Annotated in this window: 18 protein-coding genes and 1 pseudogene; 18 read left to right on the forward strand and 1 reads right to left on the reverse strand. The window is 68.0% G+C overall.

From position 1 onward, the window contains the following. The first annotated feature begins 64 nt into the window (after positions 1 to 64). From ACZ5MJ_RS06585 to clpB, 9 genes and pseudogenes are all read left to right on the forward strand, one after another. A pseudogene (locus ACZ5MJ_RS06585) lies at positions 65 to 1251 on the forward strand (substrate-binding domain-containing protein). Between the two features lie 92 nt (positions 1252 to 1343). Beyond that, a complete protein-coding gene (locus ACZ5MJ_RS06590; protein WP_464223668.1) occupies positions 1344 to 2105 on the forward strand; it encodes an ABC transporter ATP-binding protein in 762 nt (253 codons plus the stop codon). Beyond that, positions 2098 to 2838, forward strand: coding sequence for an ABC transporter ATP-binding protein (locus ACZ5MJ_RS06595; protein ID WP_464223029.1), 741 nt, complete (start codon positions 2098 to 2100; stop codon positions 2836 to 2838). Before ACZ5MJ_RS06590 ends, ACZ5MJ_RS06595 begins: the two co-directional genes overlap by 8 nt. Before the next feature lie 15 nt (positions 2839 to 2853). Continuing rightward, positions 2854 to 3879 carry a branched-chain amino acid ABC transporter permease gene (locus tag ACZ5MJ_RS06600; protein WP_464223030.1) on the forward strand — a complete coding sequence of 342 codons (1026 nt, stop codon included), beginning with the start codon at positions 2854 to 2856 and terminating at the stop codon, positions 3877 to 3879. An 11-nt stretch (positions 3880 to 3890) separates the two neighbouring features. Further along, positions 3891 to 4967: a branched-chain amino acid ABC transporter permease gene (locus tag ACZ5MJ_RS06605; protein WP_464223031.1), complete on the forward strand. Its 1077-nt coding sequence runs from the start codon at positions 3891 to 3893 to the stop codon at positions 4965 to 4967. 17 nt (positions 4968 to 4984) lie between these two features. Beyond that, on the forward strand, positions 4985 to 6529 hold the full coding sequence (locus ACZ5MJ_RS06610) for an acyl-CoA synthetase (protein ID WP_464223032.1): 1545 nt from the start codon (positions 4985 to 4987) through the stop codon (positions 6527 to 6529). Between the two features lie 144 nt (positions 6530 to 6673). Then, positions 6674 to 8821, forward strand: a complete 2148-nt coding sequence (locus ACZ5MJ_RS06615) for a D-(-)-3-hydroxybutyrate oligomer hydrolase (protein ID WP_464223033.1) — start codon at positions 6674 to 6676, stop codon at positions 8819 to 8821. After that, positions 8821 to 9702, forward strand: a complete 882-nt coding sequence (locus ACZ5MJ_RS06620) for a MaoC/PaaZ C-terminal domain-containing protein (RefSeq protein WP_464223034.1) — start codon at positions 8821 to 8823, stop codon at positions 9700 to 9702. Before ACZ5MJ_RS06615 ends, ACZ5MJ_RS06620 begins: the two co-directional genes overlap by 1 nt. A gap of 222 nt (positions 9703 to 9924) precedes the next feature. Next, positions 9925 to 12513 (forward strand): ATP-dependent chaperone ClpB, encoded by a 2589-nt coding sequence (gene clpB, locus ACZ5MJ_RS06625; protein WP_464223035.1) that lies wholly within the window; start codon positions 9925 to 9927, stop codon positions 12511 to 12513. A gap of 108 nt (positions 12514 to 12621) precedes the next feature. Here clpB and ACZ5MJ_RS06630 read toward each other — a convergent pair whose 3' ends face one another. Continuing rightward, positions 12622 to 12813, reverse strand: a complete 192-nt coding sequence (locus ACZ5MJ_RS06630; RefSeq protein ID WP_464223036.1) for a hypothetical protein — start codon at positions 12811 to 12813, stop codon at positions 12622 to 12624. Between the two features lie 120 nt (positions 12814 to 12933). On the opposite strand from ACZ5MJ_RS06630, the gene ACZ5MJ_RS06635 reads away from it, so the two are divergent. The 9 genes from ACZ5MJ_RS06635 to cysT all read left to right on the forward strand — a co-directional run bounded on the left by ACZ5MJ_RS06635 (position 12934) and on the right by cysT (position 21632). After that, positions 12934 to 13938 (forward strand): sulfate ABC transporter substrate-binding protein, encoded by a 1005-nt coding sequence (locus ACZ5MJ_RS06635; protein WP_464223037.1) that lies wholly within the window; start codon positions 12934 to 12936, stop codon positions 13936 to 13938. A 74-nt stretch (positions 13939 to 14012) separates the two neighbouring features. Continuing rightward, complete coding sequence (ssuE, locus tag ACZ5MJ_RS06640) at positions 14013 to 14636, forward strand: NADPH-dependent FMN reductase (protein WP_464223038.1); 624 nt, start codon at positions 14013 to 14015, stop codon at positions 14634 to 14636. A 154-nt stretch (positions 14637 to 14790) separates the two neighbouring features. Next, complete coding sequence (locus ACZ5MJ_RS06645; RefSeq protein WP_464223039.1) at positions 14791 to 15819, forward strand: sulfonate ABC transporter substrate-binding protein; 1029 nt, start codon at positions 14791 to 14793, stop codon at positions 15817 to 15819. Positions 15820 to 15850: 31 nt separating this feature from the next. Continuing rightward, the gene (gene ssuD, locus ACZ5MJ_RS06650; protein ID WP_464223040.1) at positions 15851 to 17014 is read left to right on the forward strand and encodes an FMNH2-dependent alkanesulfonate monooxygenase; all 1164 of its coding nucleotides are present in this window, start codon (positions 15851 to 15853) and stop codon (positions 17012 to 17014) included. 14 nt (positions 17015 to 17028) lie between these two features. Next, the gene (gene ssuC, locus ACZ5MJ_RS06655; RefSeq protein WP_464223041.1) at positions 17029 to 17832 is read left to right on the forward strand and encodes an aliphatic sulfonate ABC transporter permease SsuC; all 804 of its coding nucleotides are present in this window, start codon (positions 17029 to 17031) and stop codon (positions 17830 to 17832) included. A gap of 36 nt (positions 17833 to 17868) precedes the next feature. Further along, positions 17869 to 18774, forward strand: a complete 906-nt coding sequence (locus tag ACZ5MJ_RS06660; RefSeq protein WP_464223042.1) for an ATP-binding cassette domain-containing protein — start codon at positions 17869 to 17871, stop codon at positions 18772 to 18774. 199 nt (positions 18775 to 18973) lie between these two features. Continuing rightward, positions 18974 to 19843 carry an EAL domain-containing protein gene (locus ACZ5MJ_RS06665; RefSeq protein ID WP_464223043.1) on the forward strand — a complete coding sequence of 290 codons (870 nt, stop codon included), beginning with the start codon at positions 18974 to 18976 and terminating at the stop codon, positions 19841 to 19843. Then, entirely contained in the window at positions 19840 to 20511 is a 672-nt protein-coding gene (locus ACZ5MJ_RS06670; RefSeq protein WP_464223044.1) for an RBBP9/YdeN family alpha/beta hydrolase, read from the forward strand. Before ACZ5MJ_RS06665 ends, ACZ5MJ_RS06670 begins: the two co-directional genes overlap by 4 nt. Before the next feature lie 158 nt (positions 20512 to 20669). Beyond that, a complete protein-coding gene (gene cysT / locus ACZ5MJ_RS06675) occupies positions 20670 to 21632 on the forward strand; it encodes a sulfate ABC transporter permease subunit CysT (RefSeq protein WP_464223045.1) in 963 nt (320 codons plus the stop codon).

A 21632-nucleotide genomic window follows, 5' to 3' on the forward strand; every position in this document is an offset into this window, starting at 1 on the left:
CCCAAGCAGTTGCAGCAGGTTTCAGTAAGACCAACACAAACGAAACTGAAAACAGGAGACAGCAATGCAACGCAACCCACCCGCCGTACGTGCCCTGGTCGTGGCCGCCGGTCTGCTCGCCGCTGGCGCCGCGCAGGCCAAGGACATCCGCATCGCGCACGTCTATGACAAGACCGGCGCGCTCGAGGCCTATGCCAAGCAGACCCAGACCGGCCTGATGATGGGCCTGGAGTACGCCACCAGCGGCACCATGGCCGTCAACGGCAACAAGCTGGTGGTGATCGAGAAAGACACCCAGGGCAAGCCGGACGTGGCCAAGGCGCAGCTGGCCGCCGCCTACAGCGACGACCGTGCCGATATCGCCGTCGGCCCCACGTCTTCCGGCACCGCGCTGGCCATGCTGCCGGTGGCCGAGGAATACAAGAAGGTGCTGCTGGTCGAGCCCGCGGTGGCTGACTCCATCACCGGCGACAAGTGGAACCGCTATATCTTCCGCACCGGCCGCAATTCGTCGCAGGACGCAATTTCCAACGCGGTGGCGCTGGACAAGCCGGGCGTGCAGATCGCCACGCTGGCGCAGGACTACGCCTTCGGCCGCGACGGCGTCAAGGCCTTCAAGGGCGCGCTGAAGAACGCCAGGATCGTGCATGAGGAATACCTGCCGACCAACACCACGGACTTTACCGCCGGTGCGCAGCGGCTCTTCGATTCGCTCAAGGACAAGCCCGGCCGCAAGGTGATCTTCATCATTGGGCCGGCGCCGGCAATCCGTTCAAGATTGCCGACCTCGATCCCAAGCGCTACGGCATCGAGATCGCCACTGGCGGCAACATCCTGCCGGCGATGGCCAGCTACAAGAACTTCCCGGGCATGGAAGGGGCCACGTACTACTACTTCGGCATTCCCAAGAACAAGGCCAATGAGTGGCTGGTGTCCAACCACTACAGCAAGTTCAAGACGCCGCCCGACTTCTTCACCGCCGGCGGCATGGCCGCTGGCATTGCGCTGGTGGAGGCGCTGAAGAAGACCGGCGGCGACACCGGCACCGAGAAGCTGATCACGGCCATGGAAGGCATGTCGTTCGACACGCCCAAGGGCAAGATGACCTTCCGCAAGGAAGACCACCAGGCCATGCAGTCGATGTACCACTTCAGGATCAAAGTGGATCCGGCCTTCGCCTGGGGCGTGCCTGAGCTCGTGCGCGAGATCAAGCCCGAAGAGATGAACGTGCCCGTGCGCAACCACCGCTGATGGACGCGCCAGCCTCCTTCGCCAGGGCCGCGCCGGCTGCGTCGCAGCGGGCCGGCCAGCACGCCAGTGCCGCCGCCTCCGGCGCGCGGCCGCTGCTGGAAACGCGCGGCCTGACCATCCGCTTTGGCGGCCACGTGGCCGTCAATGCGGTGTCGTGCGCGTTCCGGCCCGGCGAGCTGACCTGCATCGTCGGCCCCAACGGCGCCGGCAAGACCACGTACTTCAACCTAGTCTCGGGGCAGCTGCCGCCCACGGCCGGGCAGATCCTGCTGGACGGCGAGGATGTGACGCGGCTGCCGGTATCGCAGAAGACCCGGCGCGGCATCGGCCGGGCCTTCCAGCTGACCAGCCTGTTCCCGCAGCTGTCGGTGCTGGAGAACGTGCGGCTGGCAGTGCAGGCGCGCCAGCAGCGCGGCATCGACCTGTTCTCGATGTGGTCCAGCCACCGCGACGTGCAGGCGCAGGCCATGGTGATCCTGGAGCGCGTGGCGCTGGCCGGCAAGCGCCACCTGACGGTAGCGTCGCTGCCGCACGGCGACCAGCGCAAGCTGGAGGTCGGCATCCTGCTGGCGCTGCAGCCGCGCGTGTTCATGTTCGACGAGCCTACCGCGGGCATGAGCGTGGACGAGGTGCCGGTGATCCTGGACCTGATCCGCGAGATCCGCCAGGACCGCAGCAAGACGGTGCTGCTGGTCGAACACAAGATGGACGTGGTGCGCTCGCTGGCCGACCGCATCATCGTGCTGCACAACGGCACGCTGGTGGCCGACGGCGACCCCGCCGAGGTGATTGCCTCGCCGGTGGTCCAGCAGGCCTACCTGGGCATGCCGGACGAGGAGGGCAGCCATGGCTGAGGCAACAGCGACGGAACCGATCCTGCGCCTGCAGGGCGTGCAGACCCATATCGGCCCGTACCACATCCTGCACGGCGTGAGCTTCGCGGTGCCGCGCGGCGGTGTGACCATGCTGCTGGGGCGCAACGGCGCCGGCAAGACCACCACGCTGCGCACCATCATGGGCCTGTGGCGGGCCAGCGCCGGCACGGTGACCTTTGACGGCACCGATATCACGCGCCGCAGCACCCCCGCCATCGCGCAGGCCGGCATTGCCTATGTGCCGGAGAACATGAGCGTGTTCTCGGACCTGACCGTGGCCGAGAACATGCGCCTGGCCGCCCGCACCGGCGCCATCGACGAACGCCGGCTGGACTGGGTGTTCCGCATGTTCCCGGCGCTGAAGACCTTCTGGCACCAGCGCGCCGGGGTGCTGTCGGGCGGGCAGAAGCAGATGCTGTCGGTGGCGCGCGCCATCATCGAGCCGCGCCAGCTGCTGATTGTCGACGAGCCCACCAAGGGCCTGGCGCCGGCCATCATCCAGAACATGATCCATGTGTTCCGCGAGCTGAAGCAGACCGAGGTGTCGATCCTGCTGGTGGAGCAGAACTTCCATATGGCGAAGTCGGTAGGGGATACGGTGGCGGTGATGGACGACGGGCGCACGGTGCATACCGGGGCGATGGGGGCGCTGGCCGGGGACGACGCGCTGCAGCAGAAGCTGCTGGGGTTGTCGCTGGCGGCGCACCAGTAACGCGGGACAAGACACATGACCACTTCAACGACTTTGCCGGCCGCCGCGCCGTCGGAGCTGCCCAGGGTCCGGCTTGACTGGACCCCGCTGGCGCTGGCGCCGCTGCTGATGCTGCTGGCGTATCCGCTGGTCGGCAGCCCGTCGACCTGGCTGACGCTGACGATTGCCGGGCTTGCCATGGGCATGATCATCTTTGTCGTCTCGTCCGGCCTGACGCTCGTTTTCGGCCTGATGGACGTGCTCAACTTCGGCCATGGCGCGTTCATCGCGCTGGGTGCCTACGTGGCAGCATCGGTGCTGCTGCCGATGGCGGGCTGGGTGGAGGCGGACAGCCTGACACAGAACCTGGCCGTGTTCGCGCTGGCGATCGCGGCGGCCATGGTGGCCGCGGGCGCGGTCGGGCTGTTCTTCGAGCGCGTGGTGGTGCGCCCGGTCTATGGCCAGCACCTGAAGCAGATCCTGATCACGATGGGCGGCATGATCGTGGCCGAGCAGCTGATCAAGGCCATCTGGGGCCCGGAGACCATCGCGCTGCAGTTGCCCACCACCTTCCGCGGCGCGGTGCTGCTGGGCGACGCGGCGATCGAGAAATACCGGCTGATCGCGATGGCGCTGGGGCTGGTGATCTTTGTCGCCATGCTGTTGCTGCTTAACCGCACCCGCATCGGCCTGCTGATCCGCGCCGGCGTGGAGAACCGCGAGATGGTCGAGGCCCTTGGCTACCGCGTGCGGCGCCTGTTTGTCGGCGTGTTCGTCGCGGGCGCGGCGCTGGCCGGGCTGGGCGGGGTGCTGTGGGGCTTGTACCAGCAGAACATCACCGCGGCGATTGGCGCGCAGGTGAATGTGCTGATCTTTATTGTGATCATCATCGGCGGGCTGGGTTCGACCACCGGTTGCTTTGTCGGGGCGCTGCTGGTCGGGCTGATGGCCAACTACACCGGCTTCCTGTTCCCGAAGGTGGCTCTGTTCTCCAACATCCTGCTGATGATGCTGGTGCTGCTGTGGCGCCCACAGGGCCTGTTCCCGGTGGCACGGCGCTGAGGGCAACGACCATGATCCGACTACTTTCCGGCGACCTGCCGCGCAGCCGCGTGCTGACCGTGATCCTGCTGCTGATCCTGGTGGCGCTGGCGTGCGCGCCGTTTGCCTTCCCCGGCGCGCGTGCGCTCAATATGGCGGCCAAGATCTGCATCTTCGTGGTGCTGGTGGCCAGCTATGACCTGCTCTTGGGCTACACGGGCATTGTTTCCTTTGCCCACACCATGTTCTTCGGCATTGGCGGCTATGGGGTGGCCATCGCCATGTCGAGCATGGAGCCTGGCTGGGGAGCATTGCTGGTGGGCACCGCCGGTGCGCTGGCGGTGTCGGCGCTGCTGGCCTTCCTGATCGGGCTGTTCTCGCTGCGGGTGCGGGCGATCTTCTTCGCCATGATCACACTGGCGGTGGCGACCGCCTTTGCCACGCTGGTGTCGCAGCTGTCGGAATGGACCGGCGGCGAAGACGGGCTGACCTTCAAGGTGCCTGAGGTGCTGCGCCCCGGCTTTACGCTGGGCGACGCCGAGTGGCTGGGGGTGCCGCTGAACGGCAAGCTGCTGAGCTACTACCTGGTATTCGCCGGCGCGCTGGCGTTGTTTCTGGTGCTGCTGCGCATCGTCAACTCGCCCTTTGGCCGGGTGCTGCAGGCGATCCGCGAAAACGACTTCCGCGCCGAGGCGATCGGCTACCGCACCGTGGTGTACCGCACCGTGTCGACGGTGCTGTCGGCGATGTTCGCCACGCTGGCGGGCGTGCTGATGGCGATCTGGCTGCGCTACAACGGGCCCGATACCTCGCTGTCGTTCGAGATCATGGTCGACATCCTGCTGATCGTGGTGATCGGCGGCATGGGCACGATCTACGGCGCGGTGATCGGCACGGTGCTGTTTCTGGTGGCGCAGACCTACCTGCAGGACGTGATGAAGCTGGCCAGCGACGCCACGGCCGCGCTGCCGCTGCTGTCGTCGCTGCTGCATCCGGACCGCTGGCTGCTATGGCTGGGCCTGTTGTTCATCCTGAGCGTCTACTACTTCCCGCAGGGCGTGGTGGGACGGCTGCGCGGCACCGGGCCCGTGCAGGACGTGGCAACCTGAGTAGCGGAGACTGGCCCATGTACGTCATCGACTGGCTGCACAAGAACGCGCAACAATTCCCCGACAAGACCGCGCTGGTGGACGTGGAGAGCGGCCGCCACGTGACCTATCGCGACTTCGACGAACGCGCCAGCCGCTTCGCCGAATACCTGCGCGACCACCTGCGCCTTGCGCCGGGCACGCGCGTGGCGGTGCTGGCGCACAACAGCTCGGACTACTTCGAGATGCTGTACGGCTGCGCCAAGGCCGGGATGGTGATGGTGTGCCTGAACTGGCGCCTGCCGGCAGCGGAGCTGCTGCCGATCCTGCAGGACTGCACGCCCGAGGTGCTGGTCGCCGGTGATGGCTTCCTGGCGGTGGCGGCCGAACTGGCACGCGCCGTGCCGCTGCGCGCGGTGCTGCATCTGGCCGACGACGAGGCCGCCGACGTGCCCGGCGGCTGGACCGAATACGAGGCGGTGCTCGACGCCGCCTCCGGCCGCATCATCGAGATGCCTTGCCGCGACGAGTCCGAGGTCTGGCACCTGCTCTATACCTCCGGCACCACCGGCAAGCCCAAGGGCGTGATCCAGACCTACGGCATGGTCTTCTTCAATGCCGTCAACGCGATGCTGGCCAACAAGATCACGCGCGACGACGTGTTCCTCAGCGTGCTGCCGTTCTTTCATACCGGCGGACTGAACCTCTATGCCAACCCGGTGCTGCACGCGGGCGGCACGGTGCACATCATGCGCCAGTTCGATCCGCAGGTGGTGCTGGGCAAGCTTGACCGCGCCAGCGGCGAGGGTATCACCATGTTCTTCGCGGTGCCGGCGGTGTACCTGTTCCTGAGCCAGCACCCGCGCTTCGCGCAGGCGGACTTCGCCGGCGTGCGCAATATGTCCGCGGGGGGCTCGCCGGTACCCGGGCCGCTGCTGGAGGCCTACCTGGCCAAGGGCGTGACCATCTGCTTCGGCTTCGGCATGACCGAGACCGGCCCCACGGTCTTTGTCTGCGACGAGGACACCGCGCGCCGCAAGATCGGCACCATCGGCAAGCCGGTGGGGTCAATGCTGACCCGCATCGTCGACCCGCTGGGCGTGGACGCAGGCCCGGGCGAGCGCGGCGAGCTGCTGATCAAGGGCCCTGGCGTGACCCCGGGGTACTGGAACCTGCCCGAGGCCACCGCGCTGGCGATCCGCGACGGCTGGCTGCATTCCGGCGATATCGCCTATCGCGACGAGGACGGCGACTACTACATCGTCGACCGGGCCAAGGACATGTTTATCTCGGGCGGCGAAAACGTCTATCCGGCCGAGGTCGAGAACGTGCTGTTCCAGCTGCCGGGCGTGGCCGAGGCCGCGGTGATCGGCACGCCGGATGCACGCTGGGGCGAGGTCGGCATGGCACTGGTGGTGCTGCGCCCTGGCGCCACGCTGGACGCCGACGCCGTGATTGCCCACTGCAAGGCGCAGCTGGCCGGCTACAAGGTGCCGCGCCATGTGCGCTTTCTTGATGCGCTGCCGCGCACGCCGTCCGGCAAGGTCGAGAAGCACAAGCTGCGCACAACGTTCTCAGCCTGAAGCGCGTGGCCGCGCCAGCCGTTGCCGTTTGCATGGATTACCGCCGTAACCCGCAGTTTCCGTAGTCTCCGCAGTCTCCGCAGTCCTCGATCTGAGAATAACTCGACCGCGCCGGCTACCCGGTCGCGACAGGAGGAGGTTGACATGCATTCCACGAAATTCCCGCCGCAGCGGCAACGCCGCCTCGGGCGCACCGTGCTCGCGGTCGCCGCATCGATGCTGGCCGCCGCCTGCGGTTCGGGCGACGATAACAACGGCAACGGCAGCAACCCCAATACCAGGCCGGCGAATATCGGCACGGTCGCCATCAACAGCTACAACGGCACCACCGACGACCTGCTCACCGCGGGCCTGGGCAAGGACGGCCTGGCCAGCGCCACGGCGCCGCTGCCGGCCAATCCCGCCGCGCCAACGGCGGCCGAGCTGCGGCGCTACGCGATCTATACCAACTATCGCGCCATTGTCGATACCACCGCCAGCGGCGGCTACGGTTCGCTCTTCGGCCCCAACGTCGATGCGCAGGGCAATGTCACCGGATCGGACGGCAAGGTGGCCGGGGTGGAGTACCTGGCCTATTCGGACGACGGTTCGGGCCAGCAGAACGTGACCATGCTGGTGCAGATCCCCGCCACGTTCAACACGTCGAAGCCGTGCGTGATCACGGCCACTTCGTCCGGTTCGCGCGGCGTCTATGGCGCCATTGCCACCGGCGAATGGGGCCTGAAGCGCGGCTGCGCAGTGGCCTACACCGACAAGGGCACCGGCGCCGCGCCGCATGACCTCGATACCGACACCGTGCCGCTGATCGACGGCACCCGCGCCGCGCGCGCGGCGGCGGGCAAGAATGCGCAGTTTGCCGCGCCGGCGGGGGCTACCTCGCTGGCCGACTTCACCGCTGCCAACCCGCACCGGCTGGCGTTCAAGCACGCGCATTCGCAGCGCAACCCGGAGAAGGACTGGGGCAAGTTCACGCTGCAGGCGGTGCAGTTTGCGATCTGGGCGATCAATGACCGTTTTGGCGCGGTGTCGGCCAACGGCACCCGCCAGCGCACCCTGGACAAGGGCAAGATCGTGGTGATCGCGTCCAGCGTTTCCAACGGCGGCGGTGCCGCGGTGGCGGCGGCCGAGCAGGATGCCGACGGGCTTATCGACGGCGTGGCGGTAGGCGAGCCCAACCTCAATATGCCGCCCAATACCGGCATCGTGGTGCAGCGTGGCGCAACGCCGGTGGCGGCCTCGGGCCGCACGCTGTACGACTACACCACCACGGCCAACCTGCTGCAGCACTGCGCCTCGCGGTCCACCGCGCTGACCCAGGCACCGTTCTACACCAACCCCAGCATGGCATCGATCTTCGCCAACCGCTGCCAGACGCTGGCGGACAAGGGCCTGGTGAGCGGCGCGAACACGGACGAGCAGAGCGCCAGCGCCCTGCAGGCGCTGCATGCCGCGGGCTGGGAAGCGGAATCGGACGACCTGCACCCGTCCCTGGCCGCGTTCGACGTGGCCGCCGCGATCTCGGTCACCTACGCCAACGCCTATGCCCAGGCAAGCGTCACCGACCGGCTGTGCGGCTACAGCTTTGCCAGCACACTGACCGACCTGAAGCCTGCGGCAATCGCGCCCGCCGCGCTGGCGTCGATGTACGCCACCGGCAACGGCGTGCCGCCGCAGGCGCCGGTCCAGCTGATCAATGACCGCGACCCGCAGAATGGGCCGTTCCTGAACCTGGCATCGATTTCCGGCTCGACCGGTCGCGCCGACCTCAACTTCGACGGCGCCAACTGCCTGCGCAGCCTGCTGACCGGCGCCGACGCCACCGCGCGTGCGTTGCAGGCCGGCCAGGCGCTGGCGCTGCGCAACGGCAACCTGCGCGGCAAGCCTGCGGTGATCGTGCACGGGCGCAGCGACGGGCTGCTGCCGGTCAACCATACCTCGCGCCCTTACCTTGGCCTGAACCGGCAGCAGGAGGGCGTCAACAGCAAGCTGTCGTATGTCGAGGTCGAGAATGCCCAGCACTTCGATGCCTTCATCGGACTGGTGGCGGGGTACAGCAACCGCTATGTGCCACTGCACGTCTACCTGAACCGGGCGCTGGACGCGGTCTACGACAACCTCACCGCGGGCAAGGCGCTGCCGCCGTCGCAAGTGGTGCGGACCACGCCGCGTGGCGGCACCTTCAACACCCCGGCGCCGGCGCTGCTGCTGTCCAACGTGCCGCCGATCGCCGCCACCCCGGCGGCCGGCAACGTGATTTCCATCAACGCCAACACCGTACAGGTACCAGACTGATGAACCACGCCCTGCCGCCCGTGCTGTCGCAGCGCGATTTTGACCGCTTTGCCGCCTTGTCGCGCGACGACAACCCGATCCACTGCGATCCGGCCTTTGCCCGTGGCACGCATTTCGGTGCCACCGTGGCGCACGGCATGTTCCTGTTTTCGCTGCTGTGCGCCCATACCTGGCGGCAACTGCCCGGACCGGCGTTGCCGGTCGGGCAGACGCTGATGTTCCCGACGCCTGCCTTCGTTGGCGATGCGGTGCAGGTCGCGCTGGCGCCGCAGGCGGCGCCAGCGGGGCTGGTGGCCTACGGCACCACCGTGGGCAGTGCGGGCGAGCCGGGCGAGGCGCCGCGCGTCACGGCCGTGGGCGAGTCGCTGTGGCTGCCGGATGCCGGTCTTGCCGGACTGGACCCGCCGCCTGCCGAGGCGGGCCAGGCGCCGGAGGCGGGGGATGCCGGCCTGTACCGCCTGCGCCCCGGGCAGGAAGCCAGTGCGAGCCGGGCCTTCACGGCGGCGGACCTGGACGAATACATCACCCTGAGCGGCGATGCCAACCCGTACCACGCCGATCCGGGCTTTGCCCGCGCGCGCGGGTTTGACGGCCCGGTGGTGCCGCTGCCGCTGCTGGCCGGCATGTTCTCGGACCTGCTCGGCACCCGGTTGCCGGGGCGTGGCACGGGCTGGATGAAGCAATCGCTGCGGCTGGCCTCGGCCGCGCGGCTGGATGAGCCGCTGACGGCGCGCGTGCGCATCGTGCGGCTGCGCGCCGGCAAGGACCTGGTCAACCTGGCCAGCGTGGTCACGGGCGCGGACGGGCGCGTGGTGGTGCAGGGTGAATCACTGGTGCTGGTGCGCAATCTTGCCGACAAGGGCACGGCCGGAGCCGCCTAGCCGCGTATCGCTTGCAGCACTTGCGAGCATAGGGGCCGGGGCTGCCGACACTGAGCCCGACCAGGATCATTGCGTTCCGGCGTGGCCTTGAAATGTCGCGACAAAGCCTTATCTTTCGGAAAGACATCCAGTGTCCGGCAGGGCATACGGGCGCTCCGGCAACCACGACCGGAGCCGACGCCCCCGCATCAGGACACGACCTATCCGAGAGAGGGATTCCTTATGCGTCTAGACAAACTGACCACCCGGTTCCAGGAAGCGCTGGCTGATGCGCAAAGCCTGGCGCTGGGCAACGATAACCAATACATCGAACCGCAGCACGTGCTGCGCGCGCTGCTGTCGCAGGACGACGGCGCCGCCAAGGCATTGCTGGCGCGCTCCGGCGTCAACGTGCAGGGCCTGCAGACGGCGCTGGACGCCGCCATCAAGCGCCTGCCGCAAGTGCAGGGCACCAGCGAGGTCCAGATCGGCCGCGACCTGGTGAACCTGCTCAATGCGACCGAGAAAGAAGCCATCAAGCGCGGCGACCAGTTCATCGCCAGCGAACTGTTCCTGCTGGCCGTCGCCGACGACAAGGGCGAGGCCGCCCGCATCGCGCGTGAGAACGGCCTCAACCGCAGGTCGCTGGAATCGGCCATCCAGGCCGTGCGCGGCGGCGATTCGGTCAACAGCGCCGAGGCCGAGGGCCAGCGCGAGGCACTGAAGAAGTACACCATCGACCTGACCGAGCGCGCCCGCATCGGCAAGCTCGATCCCGTGATCGGCCGCGATGACGAAATCCGCCGCGCTATCCAGATCCTGCAGCGCCGCACCAAGAACAACCCGGTGCTGATCGGCGAGCCGGGCGTGGGCAAGACCGCCATTGTCGAAGGCCTGGCGCAGCGCATCGTCAACGGCGAGGTGCCCGAGAGCCTGAAGAACAAGCGCGTGCTGGTGCTGGACATGGCCGGCCTGCTGGCCGGCGCCAAGTACCGCGGCGAGTTCGAGGAACGCCTCAAGGCGGTGCTCAACGACGTCGCCAAGGACGAAGGCCAGACCATCGTCTTCATCGACGAGATCCACACCATGGTCGGCGCCGGCAAGGCCGAGGGCGCGATCGACGCGGGCAACATGCTCAAGCCGGCGCTCGCGCGCGGCGAGCTGCACTGCATCGGCGCGACCACGCTGGACGAATACCGCAAGTACATCGAAAAGGACGCCGCGCTGGAGCGCCGCTTCCAGAAGGTGCTGGTGGACGAGCCCAGCGTGGAGGCCACCATTGCCATCCTGCGCGGGCTGCAGGAAAAGTATGAGCTGCACCACGGCGTGGAGATCACCGACCCGGCCATCGTCGCCGCGGCGGAGCTGTCGCACCGCTATATCACCGACCGCTTCCTGCCCGACAAGGCGATTGACCTGATCGACGAGGCGGCCGCGCGCATCAAGATGGAAATCGATTCCAAGCCGGAGTCGATGGACAAGCTCGAGCGCCGCACCATCCAGCTCAAGATCGAGCGCGAGGCGGTCAAGAAAGAGACCGACGAGGCCTCGATGAAGCGCCTGGAGCTGATCGAGCAGGAAATCACGCGCCTGGAGAAGGAGTACGCCGACCTCGACGAGATCTGGAAGGCCGAGAAGGGTGCCGCGCAAGGCACGGCCGCGCTCAAGGAAGAGATCGAGAAGGTCAAGCTGGAAATCGCCAAGCTGCAGCGCGAAGGCAAGCTCGACAAGGTGGCCGAGCTGCAATACGGCAAGCTGCCGGGCCTGGAAGGCAAGCTCAAGGCCGCAACCGTTGCGGAAGCCAGCGAGCAGAAGCAGCCCAACAAGCTGCTGCGCACGCAGGTGGGCGCCGAGGAAATCGCCGAAGTGGTGAGCCGCGCCACCGGTATCCCGGTATCGAAGATGATGCAGGGCGAGCGCGAGAAGCTGCTGAAGATGGAAGACCGCCTGCATGCGCGCGTGGTGGGCCAGGACGAAGCCGTGCGGCTGGTGTCCGATGCCATCCGCCGTTCGCGTGCCGGCCTGGCCGACGAGAACAGGCCTTACGGCTCGTTCCTGTTCCTGGGCCCGACCGGCGTCGGCAAGACCGAGCTGTGCAAGGCCCTGGCCGAGTTCATGTTCGATTCGGAAGAGCACCTGATCCGCATCGACATGAGCGAATTCATGGAGAAGCACAGCGTCAGCCGCCTGATCGGCGCGCCGCCGGGATATGTGGGCTACGAGGAGGGCGGCTACCTGACCGAAGCCGTGCGCCGCAAGCCGTACAGCGTGGTGCTGCTCGATGAAGTCGAGAAGGCCCACCCGGACGTCTTCAACGTGCTGCTGCAGGTGCTGGACGACGGCCGCCTGACCGATGGCCAGGGCCGCACGGTGGACTTCAAGAACACGGTGATCGTGATGACGTCCAACCTGGGTTCGCAGATCATCCAGTCGATGGCCGGCGAGCCGCAGGAAGCGGTGAAGGGCGCGGTCTGGCAGGAGGTGCGCACGCATTTCCGGCCCGAGTTCCTGAACCGGATCGATGAAGTGGTGGTGTTCCACGCGCTGGACCAGAAGCATATCGAGTCGATCGCGCGCATCCAGCTGCAACGCCTGCAGAGCCGCCTGGCCCGCATGGACATGACGCTGAAGGTGAGCGAGACGGCGCTGGAGAAGATCGCCAGCGCAGGCTACGACCCGGTGTTTGGCGCGCGCCCGCTCAAGCGCGCGATCCAGCAGCAGATCGAGAACCCGGTGGCGCGCGCCATCCTGGAAGGCAAGTTCGCCGCCAAGGATGTGGTGCCGGTGGACTATGTCGATGGCGAGTTCACGTTTGGGCGGATGCTGCATTGAGCGAAGGCCCGGCGGCTGACCGGATCGCTGGGCACTTGATATTGGTCAAGCCGCGCCAGCGGCCTGCCCGATAAGATTCGTCCTGTCATGGAGATGCGGGGGCGCTCTTCATGACTTGTCTACCCGTTTCCTGAATGGAAACTTGGCCCGCACCGGCTTGCCGGTGCGGGCGTTTTCTTTTGTACGTGCCGATTGCACCACCTGCTTGCGCCATCCTGGCGCGCCGCGCCTGCGCTCGCGGGCATGCCCATATTTCTGTCCGATCTTATGCAAAAACCGGCGAAGGATCGGCGAAACCATTCGTTCCGTTCAGATAGGCCCCTCGGTAGTCTAGCTCCTGACACAAGTCCGCCAACCCAGGCGGACACAAGCAAACAGGCGCCTGGCGCCGATTCACGACACTGACGGGAGCAACACAAGATGATCCGCAAACTGGCTATCAGCCTGGCCGTACTTGGCGCCCTGACCGCGGCGCAGACCGCGGCGGCTGCCAACCTGCTCAATGTTTCCTACGACCCGACGCGCGAACTGTATGTCGATGTCAACGCGGCCTTTGCCAAGGCCTGGAAGGCCCAGGGCGGCGACACCCTGAACGTGCGCCAGTCGCACGGCGGCTCGGGCAAGCAGGCGCGCTCGGTGATCGACGGGCTTGACGCCGACGTGGTCACGCTGGCGCTGGGCTATGACATCGACGCCATTGCGGAGAAGGGTCTGATCAAGCCGGACTGGCAGAAGCGCCTGCCGCACAACGCCTCGCCGTACACCTCGACCATCGTGTTCCTGGTGCGCAAGGGCAACCCCAAGGGCATCAAGGACTGGGGCGACCTGGTCAAGCCGGGCGTGCAGGTGATCACCCCCAATCCCAAGACCTCGGGCGGTGCGCGCTGGAACTACCTGGCGGCGTGGGGCTATGCGCTGCGCCAGCCGGGCGGCAATGACGCCAAGGCGCGCGAGTTCGTGGGCGAGCTGCTCAAGCACGTGCCGGTGCTGGATTCGGGCGCGCGCGGCGCCACCACGACCTTTGTCGAGCGCGGCCTGGGCGATGTGCTGATCGCGTGGGAGAACGAAGCCATCCTGGCCGTCAAGGAGCTGGGTCCGGACAAGTTCGATATCGTCGCGCCGTCGGTGTCGATCCTGGCCGAACCGCCGGTGGCCGTGGTCGACAAGGTGGTCGACAAGAAGGGCACACGCAAGGCGGCCGAGGCCTACCTGCAGTTCCTGTACACCGAAGAGGGCCAGGAAATCGCGGCGAAGAACTACTACCGCCCGATCTCGGAGAAGGTGGCGGCCAGGTACGCGGCCAACTTCCCGAAGGTAAAGCTGTTCACCATCGATGAAGTCTTCGGCGGCTGGCAGAAGGCCCAGAAGACCCACTTTGCCGATGGCGGCTCGTTCGACCAGATCTACCAGCCCGGCAAGAAATAAACCACGAGACCGGCGCGCCGGGCCGCGTGGGGCGGCCGCGGCGCCGACTGGTCCCATCAGAAGAAGGAAGCCCGATGTCCATCCTGACGCTCTCCGGCAGCCCGTCGGTCCAGTCCCGCTCCGGCCTGGTGCTGGCGCACCTGCGTGCCACGCTCGAGGCTGCCGGCGAGCGCACCCGCCACCTCGACCTGCGCAACCTGCCGGCGGGTCCGCTGCTGGCGGCACGCGTGGACGACCCCGTCATCGCCGCCGCCACGCATGCCGTGTCCGAGGCGCAGGTGGTGGCGCTGGCCACGCCGGTCTACAAGGCCGCCTACAGCGGCCTGCTCAAGGCCTTCCTGGACCTGCTGCCGCAGGCTGGCCTGCGCGACAAGATCGTGCTGCCGATCGCCACCGGCGGCAGCCTGGCCCATGCGCTGGCGATCGACTATGCGCTGCGCCCGGTGCTGTCGGCGCTGGGCTCGCGCCAGGTCCTGCCCGGCATCTTTGCCGTGGACCAGCAGATTGAATACGTTGATGCCGCCGGCGTACGCCAGGCGCGCTTCGATGCCGCGCTGTCGGCCCGCCTGGATGAAGGCGTGCTGCGCGTGCGCGATGCGCTGGCGCATTCCCGCATCGAGGTGCCGCTCGACGTAGCGCCCGGCGCCCTTGTCCAGCGCGCCGCCGCGCTCGCGATGGCCGAGCGATGTTCCGCCTGAACTGACTGACTGAAGTGGCGCCGGCCAGCCCGGCGCAACCGCAGCGACGCCATGCCACCCGCCACGCGGGGTCGGCAGGGACGCTTGCCGCCGCAACCGACCTGGACATCAATCCGGCCCGCAGGGCATTGCCCCGGGCCATGGAGGACATCGCATGACACTGATCAACCCGCTGCGCACGGCCAGCCAACGCCGCCGCCTGATTACCGCCGCGCTGGTGCTTGCCACCGGCCTGGCCTACGGACTCCTGCCCGGGCGCGCCGAGGCGCAGTCGAAGGACGTCGACCCCAAGGTGCTGCGCATCGGCTACCAGAAGTACGGCACGCTGACGCTGCTGAAGGCGCGCGGCACGCTGGAAAAGCGCCTGGCGCCGCAAGGCATCTCCGTCAAATGGACCGAGTTCCCCGCCGGGCCGCAACTGCTCGAAGGGCTGAACGTCGGCGCAATCGACTTCGGCACCGTCGGCGAGGCGCCGCCGATCTTTGCGCAGGCCGCGGGCGCGCAGCTGGTCTATGTCGGCAACGAGCCGCCGGCACCGGTGGCCGAGGCCATCGTCGTGCCCAAGGGCTCGGCGATCCGTTCGGTGGCGGAGCTGCGCGGCAAGCGCGTCGCGCTGAACAAGGGTTCGAACGTGCATTACCTGCTGGTGCGCCAGCTGGAGAAGGCCGGCATCCCCTACAGCGAGATCCAGCCGGTCTACCTGCCGCCGGCGGACGCGCGCGCCGCGTTCGAGCGCGGCGCGGTCGATGCCTGGGTGATCTGGGACCCGTTCCTGGCGGCGGCCGAGAAGCAGCTGGGCGCGCGCGTGCTGGCCGATGGCCGCGGCGCGGACGGCAAGAACGTGGTCAGCAACCACCAGTTCTATCTGGCCTCGCGCCCCTATGCACAGGCCCGGCCGGAAATCGTCAGCCTGATCCTGGACGAACTGGCCACGCTGGGCACGTGGGCGGAAAAGAACCCGAAGGAAGCCACCACGGTGCTGACCGGCGAAACCGGGCTGCCGGCCGACGTGCTTGAGCTTGCGATCTCGCGCTTCTCGTATGGCGCACGGCCGGTCAGCGCCGCGGTGCTGGCCGAGCAGCAACGCATCGCCGACACCTTCCACGCGCTCAAGCTGATCCCCAAACCGGTCAAGGTGGCCGATGCGCGCTGGGACGCGCCGCAGCAGCAGGCAAAGCGATAGCCAGCCATCGCCAAGAAGAAAGGACAACGACATGCAAGTTTTCTGGTTTATTCCGACCCACGGCGACAGCCGCTACCTCGGCACTTCCGAAGGCGCGCGCGAGGTCAACTTCGAGTACCTGAAGCAGGTCGCCGTGGCCGCCGATACGCTGGGCTATGAAGGGGTGCTGATCCCGACCGGTCGCTCGTGCGAAGACCCGTGGGTGGCCGCATCGGCGCTGGCAGCGGTGACGCGGCGCCTCAAGTTCCTGGTCGCGGTGCGCCCCGGCCTGATGGCGCCGACGCTGGCCGCGCGCATGGCGGCAACCTTCGACCGCATCTCCAACGGCCGGCTGCTGATCAACCTGGTCACCGGCGGCGATACCGCCGAGCTGGAAGGCGACGGCCTGTTCCTGGACCACGCCGCGCGCTACGAGGCCTCGGCCGAGTTCCTGCGCATCTGGCGCCAGGTGCTGGCCGCCAGCCATGACGGCGACAAGGTGGACTACGAAGGCAGGCATTTGAGCGTGAAGGGCGCCACCGTCCTCTATCCACCGCTGCAGCAGCCGCATCCGCCCGTGTATTTCGGCGGTTCGTCGGCGCCGGCGCACGCGCTGGCTGGCGAACAAGTCGATACCTACCTGACCTGGGGCGAGCCGCCCGCTGACGTGGCGCAGAAGCTTGACGACGTGCGCCGCCACGCCGCGCGCCATGGCCGCACGGTGAAGTTCGGCATCCGCCTGCATGTGATCGTGCGCGAGACCGATGCCGCTGCCTGGGCCGCGGCGGACGACCTGATCAGCCGGCTCGATGACGAGACCGTGGCGCGTGCGCAAAGCGTGTTTGCGAAGATGGATTCCGAAGGGCAGCGCCGCATGGCCGCGCTGCACGCCGGCGGCACGCGCCGCACGCGCGAGGCGCTGGAGATCAGCCCCAACCTGTGGGCCGGCGTTGGCCTGGTGCGCGGCGGTGCCGGCACCGCGCTGGTGGGCGGCCCGCACACCGTGGCCGAGCGCATGCGCGAATACGCGGAACTGGGCATCGACACCTTCGTGCTGTCCGGCTACCCGCACCTGGAAGAGGCCTACCGCTTTGCCGAACTGGTGTTCCCGCTGCTGCCGCGCTCGGTGCGCGACAAGTTGCCGGGCAAGGTGCTGTCAGGCCCGTTCGGTGAAGTGATGGCGACCGGGATCGTACCGCGCGCGGCGCAGAGTTGAAGGGGAGGGCAACCATGAACACGACTCGGTTACCGCCGCTGCGCCAGGCACTCCGGGCACTGGCGCGCGCGCTGGCCCCGTGGATCGTGCCGGTGCTGCTGATCGTCGCATGGCAGCTGGCTTCGCAGAACGGCTGGCTCTCCAGCCGCGTGCTGCCGGCCCCGCTGGCCGTGATGCAGGCCGCGTGGGAGCTGGCGCGCTCGGGCGAGCTGTGGAAGCACGTGGCGGTCAGCACCTGGCGCGCGCTGGTGGGGTTTGCCATCGGCGGCGGGCTGGGCCTGCTGCTGGGGCTGCTGACCGGCACCTTCCGCACCGCGGCCACGCTGCTCGACAGCACGCTGCAGATGGTGCGCAACATTCCGGCGCTGGCGCTGATCCCGCTGGTGATCCTGTGGTTCGGCATCGACGAGGCCGCCAAGCTGTTCCTGGTGTCGCTGGGCGTGTTCTTCCCGGTCTACCTGAACACCTATCACGGCATCCGTTCGGTCGATGCGGGGCTGGTGGAGATGGCACGCAGCTACGGCTTGTCCGGCTGGCAGCTGTATCGCGAGGTCATCCTGCCCGGCGCGCTGCCGGGCATCCTGGTGGGCGTGCGTTTTGCGCTGGGATTGATGTGGGTGGTGCTGATCGTGGCGGAGACCATCTCCGCGCAATCGGGCATCGGCTACATGACCATGAATGCGCGTGAGTTCCTGCAGACCGACGTGGTGCTGGTGGGCATCCTGCTCTATGCGCTGCTGGGCAAGCTGGCCGACTGGCTGTCGCGCGGGCTGGAGCGCTACTGGCTGCGCTGGCATCCGGGCTACGCCGCGGCCTGACCGGCGCGGCGCCCCAATCTAGGCAAGGAGATCGAGATGCAGATGTATCCGGTGGAACAAGCGGCTTTGGCCGGACTGGAAGCGGGCCTGGCGCGCCGCGAGACTGCCCGGCCGGTGGCCGAGGCGCCGCGCAAGGCAGGCGGCGTCGCATTGCACGTGCGCCAGGTGGTCAAGCGCTACGACGGCCGCGAAGTGCTGCACAACGTGGCACTGGACGTGGCGCCGGGCGAGTTCCTGGCGATCGTCGGGCGCAGCGGCTGCGGCAAGAGCACGCTGCTGCGGCTGGTGGCGGGGCTGGAGGCGGCCGATGGCGGCAGCATTACCGTCGATGGCGAGGCCGCTGCCAGGGGCCGCGCGCGGCAGGCCGACGTGCGCGTGATGTTCCAGGACGCACGGCTGCTGCCGTGGAAGCGCGTGCTGGACAACGTAGCGCTGGGCCTGCCGCGCGCACGCCGCGGTGAGGCCGCCAACGTGCTGGCGCAGGTGGGCCTGGCCGACCGCGCCCAGGCCTGGCCCGCGCGGCTGTCCGGCGGCCAGCGCCAGCGCGTGGCCCTGGCGCGCGCGCTGGTCCACCACCCGCAACTGTTGCTGCTCGATGAACCGTTGGGCGCGCTGGATGCGCTCACACGCATCGAGATGCAGGGGCTGATCGAATCGCTGTGGCGCCGCCTTGGCTTCACGGCGCTGCTGGTCACGCACGATGTGTCCGAAGCGGTGGCGCTGGCCGACCGCATCGTGCTGATCGAGGACGGCCGCATCGCCATGGATGAACGCGTGGCGCTGGCGCGTCCGCGCGAACGCGGCGCGGCGGGCTTTGCGCAACTGGAGGCCAGGGTGCTGCAGCGGGTGATGCGGCAGGCGCCGCACGCGCCCGGGCCAGCCGGTACGCAAGCGAATCGCGCTACCGCGCCCATGCCGCTGAATGTGAACTGGGCAACGTGATTGCATGCGTGCCGCGGCGCACGCGGCGCATCGCTGATGGGGCACATATCGACAGCACGTAATCTTCATACGCTCGCGCCCGCCGAACTCCTATCATGAGCAGGCAGGCGGACGCGCTGCAACGGTGCGCACTGCGTCCGCCATCATCCATACCAATCAGACCTTGAGGCCGAGCGGCCCGGTCAACCCAAGGATTGCCATGCCAGGCGTGCATGAACCCACGGGCGCGGCGTCCGCGCTCCAACGCTATCTGGAATCGCTGCCGCGCCAGCCGCTGGCTGACCGGCAGCTGTGGCGCGATACGCGCGGGCAGGTGCAGGGGCAGTTCTTCAACTGCTCGCTGACCAGCGCGTTCGAGCCGCTGGTGACACTGGCCGACCGCCAGGTGGTGGCTCACGAAGGCGCGATCCACACCTACGCGGACGACGGCGTCGGCCTGGCGGCCTGGAAGCTGTTTGCGATGGCAGCCGACGATCACACGCTGATCTCGCTGGACCGGCTCTCGCGCCTGCTGCATGCCATCAACTACTTTGCCGCCGATGGCGAACACAAGCTGGTGCTGAACGTGCACAACCGGCTGCTGGCCGCGGTGGCGGACGATCACGGCGCGGCCTTCCGGCGCGCGCTGCAGTCGCTGGGGCTGCCGCTGGAGCGCTTTGTGATCCAGGTGCCGGCCAGTGCCAACGACGATCTCGGGCTGCTGCTGCATGTGGTCGGCAACTATCGGCGCAATGGCTTCGCGGTAAGCCTGCAGGCCTCGGACCCGGCGGAAGCTGGCGCGCTGATGGCGCATGCGCTGCCGGACTGGCTCAAGCTCGACATGCGCCGCACCTGGACCGACCGGCAACTGTCTGGCCTGCGCGCCAGCGCTGCCAGCGCGGGCGTGACGCTGATCGGCCGGCGCCTGCAGAATGCCGAGAGCATCGAGCGCCTGCAGGCCGCGGGCATCGGCCTGGGGCAGGGCGCCTTTGCCGGCGGGCTGGTGAGCGCGGCCAGTCTGCGCGCGGACCGGCCGCGACGGGCATCCGGGGCCGCGACCGCCAATGTACTTAGCGAGGAGCCGGTATGACGCAATCGAACAGGACCGCCGCCAGCCGCGCCACGCGGCTGGAGATTCCGCGCCACCTGCAGGTGCTGACCGTGCCCGGATTGCATGGCAGCGGCCCCGGGCACTGGCAGAGCCGCTGGGAGCAGCAGTTCCCGGACTGGCAGCGGGTCGAGCAGCATGACTGGTCGCGCCCGAGCCTGCCGCTGTGGGCTGAGCGTGTCGCCGAAGGCGTGATGCGCGCCCGGCGCGTGGCCGCGCGCGGCGCGGTGCTGGTGGCGCACAGCTTCGGCTGCCTGGCCACGCTGCGCCAGGCAGCGCTGGATCCGGCCGGCATTGCCGGCGCGCTGCTGGTGGCACCCGCTGATCCCGACAAGTTCGGCGTGGCGGCGCTGGTGCCGACTTACCGCTTGCCGTTTCCGACCATCCTGGTGGCCAGCCGCAACGATCCCTGGATGCCGCAGCGCACCGCCTTCAGTTGGGGCACGCTGTGGGGAAGCGAACTGGTCGACGTGGGCAACGTGGGCCATATCAATGCCGACTCGGGGCTTGGCGAGTGGCCTGAAGGCCTCGCGCTGCTCGATACGCTGGTCCAGCGCATCGCGCATGTGGGCGACGACGGATCCATAAGTGAACCATCCGCCGCCTGGGAGGCGGGTGTGGAAGTGACGTCCGCTGTCCCTTATATCTAAATCGTCTAAGAAAATTCATAAAGATTCGTTCTGTTTATAAGGGCGACTCTGCAGAATCTGTCTCGTAGGCCGGCGCAACAGGCGCCGGCGTCATAAGGAACGGCCCGCCGGGGCCTGCCATCAGGGCCCGGCGGCGCACCGCTCACAGACGAGACGACATGCCTCCATCCATTTCCCTGGCGGACACGCCGCCGCCATCCGCTCCCCGCGCGCCTGACTCCGCCGCCAGGCGCGCGCCGCGCAACCCGTCCAGCCAGCGCTTCACCGTGCTGCCCGGCTTCGGCCTGGCGCTGGGCTTCACGCTGTTCTACCTGACACTGATCGTCCTGATCCCGCTGTCGGCCACGTTCCTGAAGACGTTCACGATGACGTGGGACGCGTTCTGGACCACGGTCACGGCGCCGCGCGTGGTGGCGTCGCTGCAGTTGAGCTTTGGCGCGTCGCTGGTGGCGGCCATCGTCAACACCGTGTTCGGGCTGGTGGTGGCCTGGGTGCTGGTGCGCTACCGCTTCCCCGGCAAGCGCCTGGTCGACGCGCTGGTGGACCTGCCGTTCGCCCTGCCCACCGCGGTGGCCGGTATCGCGCTGACCGCGCTGTTTGCCGGCAACGGCTGGATCGGCCGATACCTGGAGCCGCTTGGCATCAAGGTCGCGTTCACGCCGCTGGGCGTGGTGGTGGCGCTGACCTTTATCGGCCTGCCGTTCGTGGTGCGCACGGTGCAGCCGGTGCTGGAAGACGTGGAGCAGGAACTGGAGGAGGCCGCGGCCAGCCTCGGCGCCAACCGCTTGCAGACCTTCCGGCGCGTGATCCTGCCCGCCATCCTGCCGGCGCTGCTGACCGGGTTTGCGCTGTCGTTCGCGCGCGCCACCGGCGAGTACGGCTCGGTGGTCTTTATCTCCGGCAATATGCCGATGGTGTCGGAGATCGCCCCGCTGATGATCTATTCCAAGCTGGAGCAATACGACTACGCCGGCGCCACCGCGGTCGCGGTGGTGATGCTGGTGATCTCCTTCGGGCTGCTGCTGCTGATCAACCTGCTGCAGGCCTGGACGCGCCGCCATCAATCCGGTGCGCGCGCTGCGCTGGCACCTGAAGCGCCCGCCACGGGCAAGGAGTTCTGA

It is taken from the genome of Cupriavidus sp. LA-1 (assembly GCF_055385985.1).

Excerpts from the sequence above, each read along its gene's own strand:
- ACZ5MJ_RS06600 (WP_464223030.1), top strand. The coding sequence starts at position 2,854 with ATGACCACTTCAACGACTTTGCCGGCCGCCGCGCCGTCGGAGCTGCCC.
- ACZ5MJ_RS06670 (WP_464223044.1), top strand. The coding sequence starts at position 19,840 with ATGACGCAATCGAACAGGACCGCCGCCAGCCGCGCCACGCGGCTGGAG.
- ACZ5MJ_RS06595 (WP_464223029.1), top strand. The coding sequence starts at position 2,098 with ATGGCTGAGGCAACAGCGACGGAACCGATCCTGCGCCTGCAGGGCGTG.
- ssuD (WP_464223040.1), top strand. The coding sequence starts at position 15,851 with ATGCAAGTTTTCTGGTTTATTCCGACCCACGGCGACAGCCGCTACCTC.
- ACZ5MJ_RS06660 (WP_464223042.1), top strand. The coding sequence starts at position 17,869 with ATGCAGATGTATCCGGTGGAACAAGCGGCTTTGGCCGGACTGGAAGCG.
- ACZ5MJ_RS06635 (WP_464223037.1), top strand. The coding sequence starts at position 12,934 with ATGATCCGCAAACTGGCTATCAGCCTGGCCGTACTTGGCGCCCTGACC.
- clpB (WP_464223035.1), top strand. The coding sequence starts at position 9,925 with ATGCGTCTAGACAAACTGACCACCCGGTTCCAGGAAGCGCTGGCTGAT.
- ACZ5MJ_RS06610 (WP_464223032.1), top strand. The coding sequence starts at position 4,985 with ATGTACGTCATCGACTGGCTGCACAAGAACGCGCAACAATTCCCCGAC.
- ACZ5MJ_RS06605 (WP_464223031.1), top strand. The coding sequence starts at position 3,891 with ATGATCCGACTACTTTCCGGCGACCTGCCGCGCAGCCGCGTGCTGACC.
- ssuE (WP_464223038.1), top strand. The coding sequence starts at position 14,013 with ATGTCCATCCTGACGCTCTCCGGCAGCCCGTCGGTCCAGTCCCGCTCC.
- cysT (WP_464223045.1), top strand. The coding sequence starts at position 20,670 with ATGCCTCCATCCATTTCCCTGGCGGACACGCCGCCGCCATCCGCTCCC.
- ACZ5MJ_RS06630 (WP_464223036.1), bottom strand. The coding sequence starts at position 12,813 with ATGGTTTCGCCGATCCTTCGCCGGTTTTTGCATAAGATCGGACAGAAA.
- ACZ5MJ_RS06620 (WP_464223034.1), top strand. The coding sequence starts at position 8,821 with ATGAACCACGCCCTGCCGCCCGTGCTGTCGCAGCGCGATTTTGACCGC.
- ACZ5MJ_RS06665 (WP_464223043.1), top strand. The coding sequence starts at position 18,974 with ATGCCAGGCGTGCATGAACCCACGGGCGCGGCGTCCGCGCTCCAACGC.
- ACZ5MJ_RS06645 (WP_464223039.1), top strand. The coding sequence starts at position 14,791 with ATGACACTGATCAACCCGCTGCGCACGGCCAGCCAACGCCGCCGCCTG.
- ssuC (WP_464223041.1), top strand. The coding sequence starts at position 17,029 with ATGAACACGACTCGGTTACCGCCGCTGCGCCAGGCACTCCGGGCACTG.
- ACZ5MJ_RS06615 (WP_464223033.1), top strand. The coding sequence starts at position 6,674 with ATGCATTCCACGAAATTCCCGCCGCAGCGGCAACGCCGCCTCGGGCGC.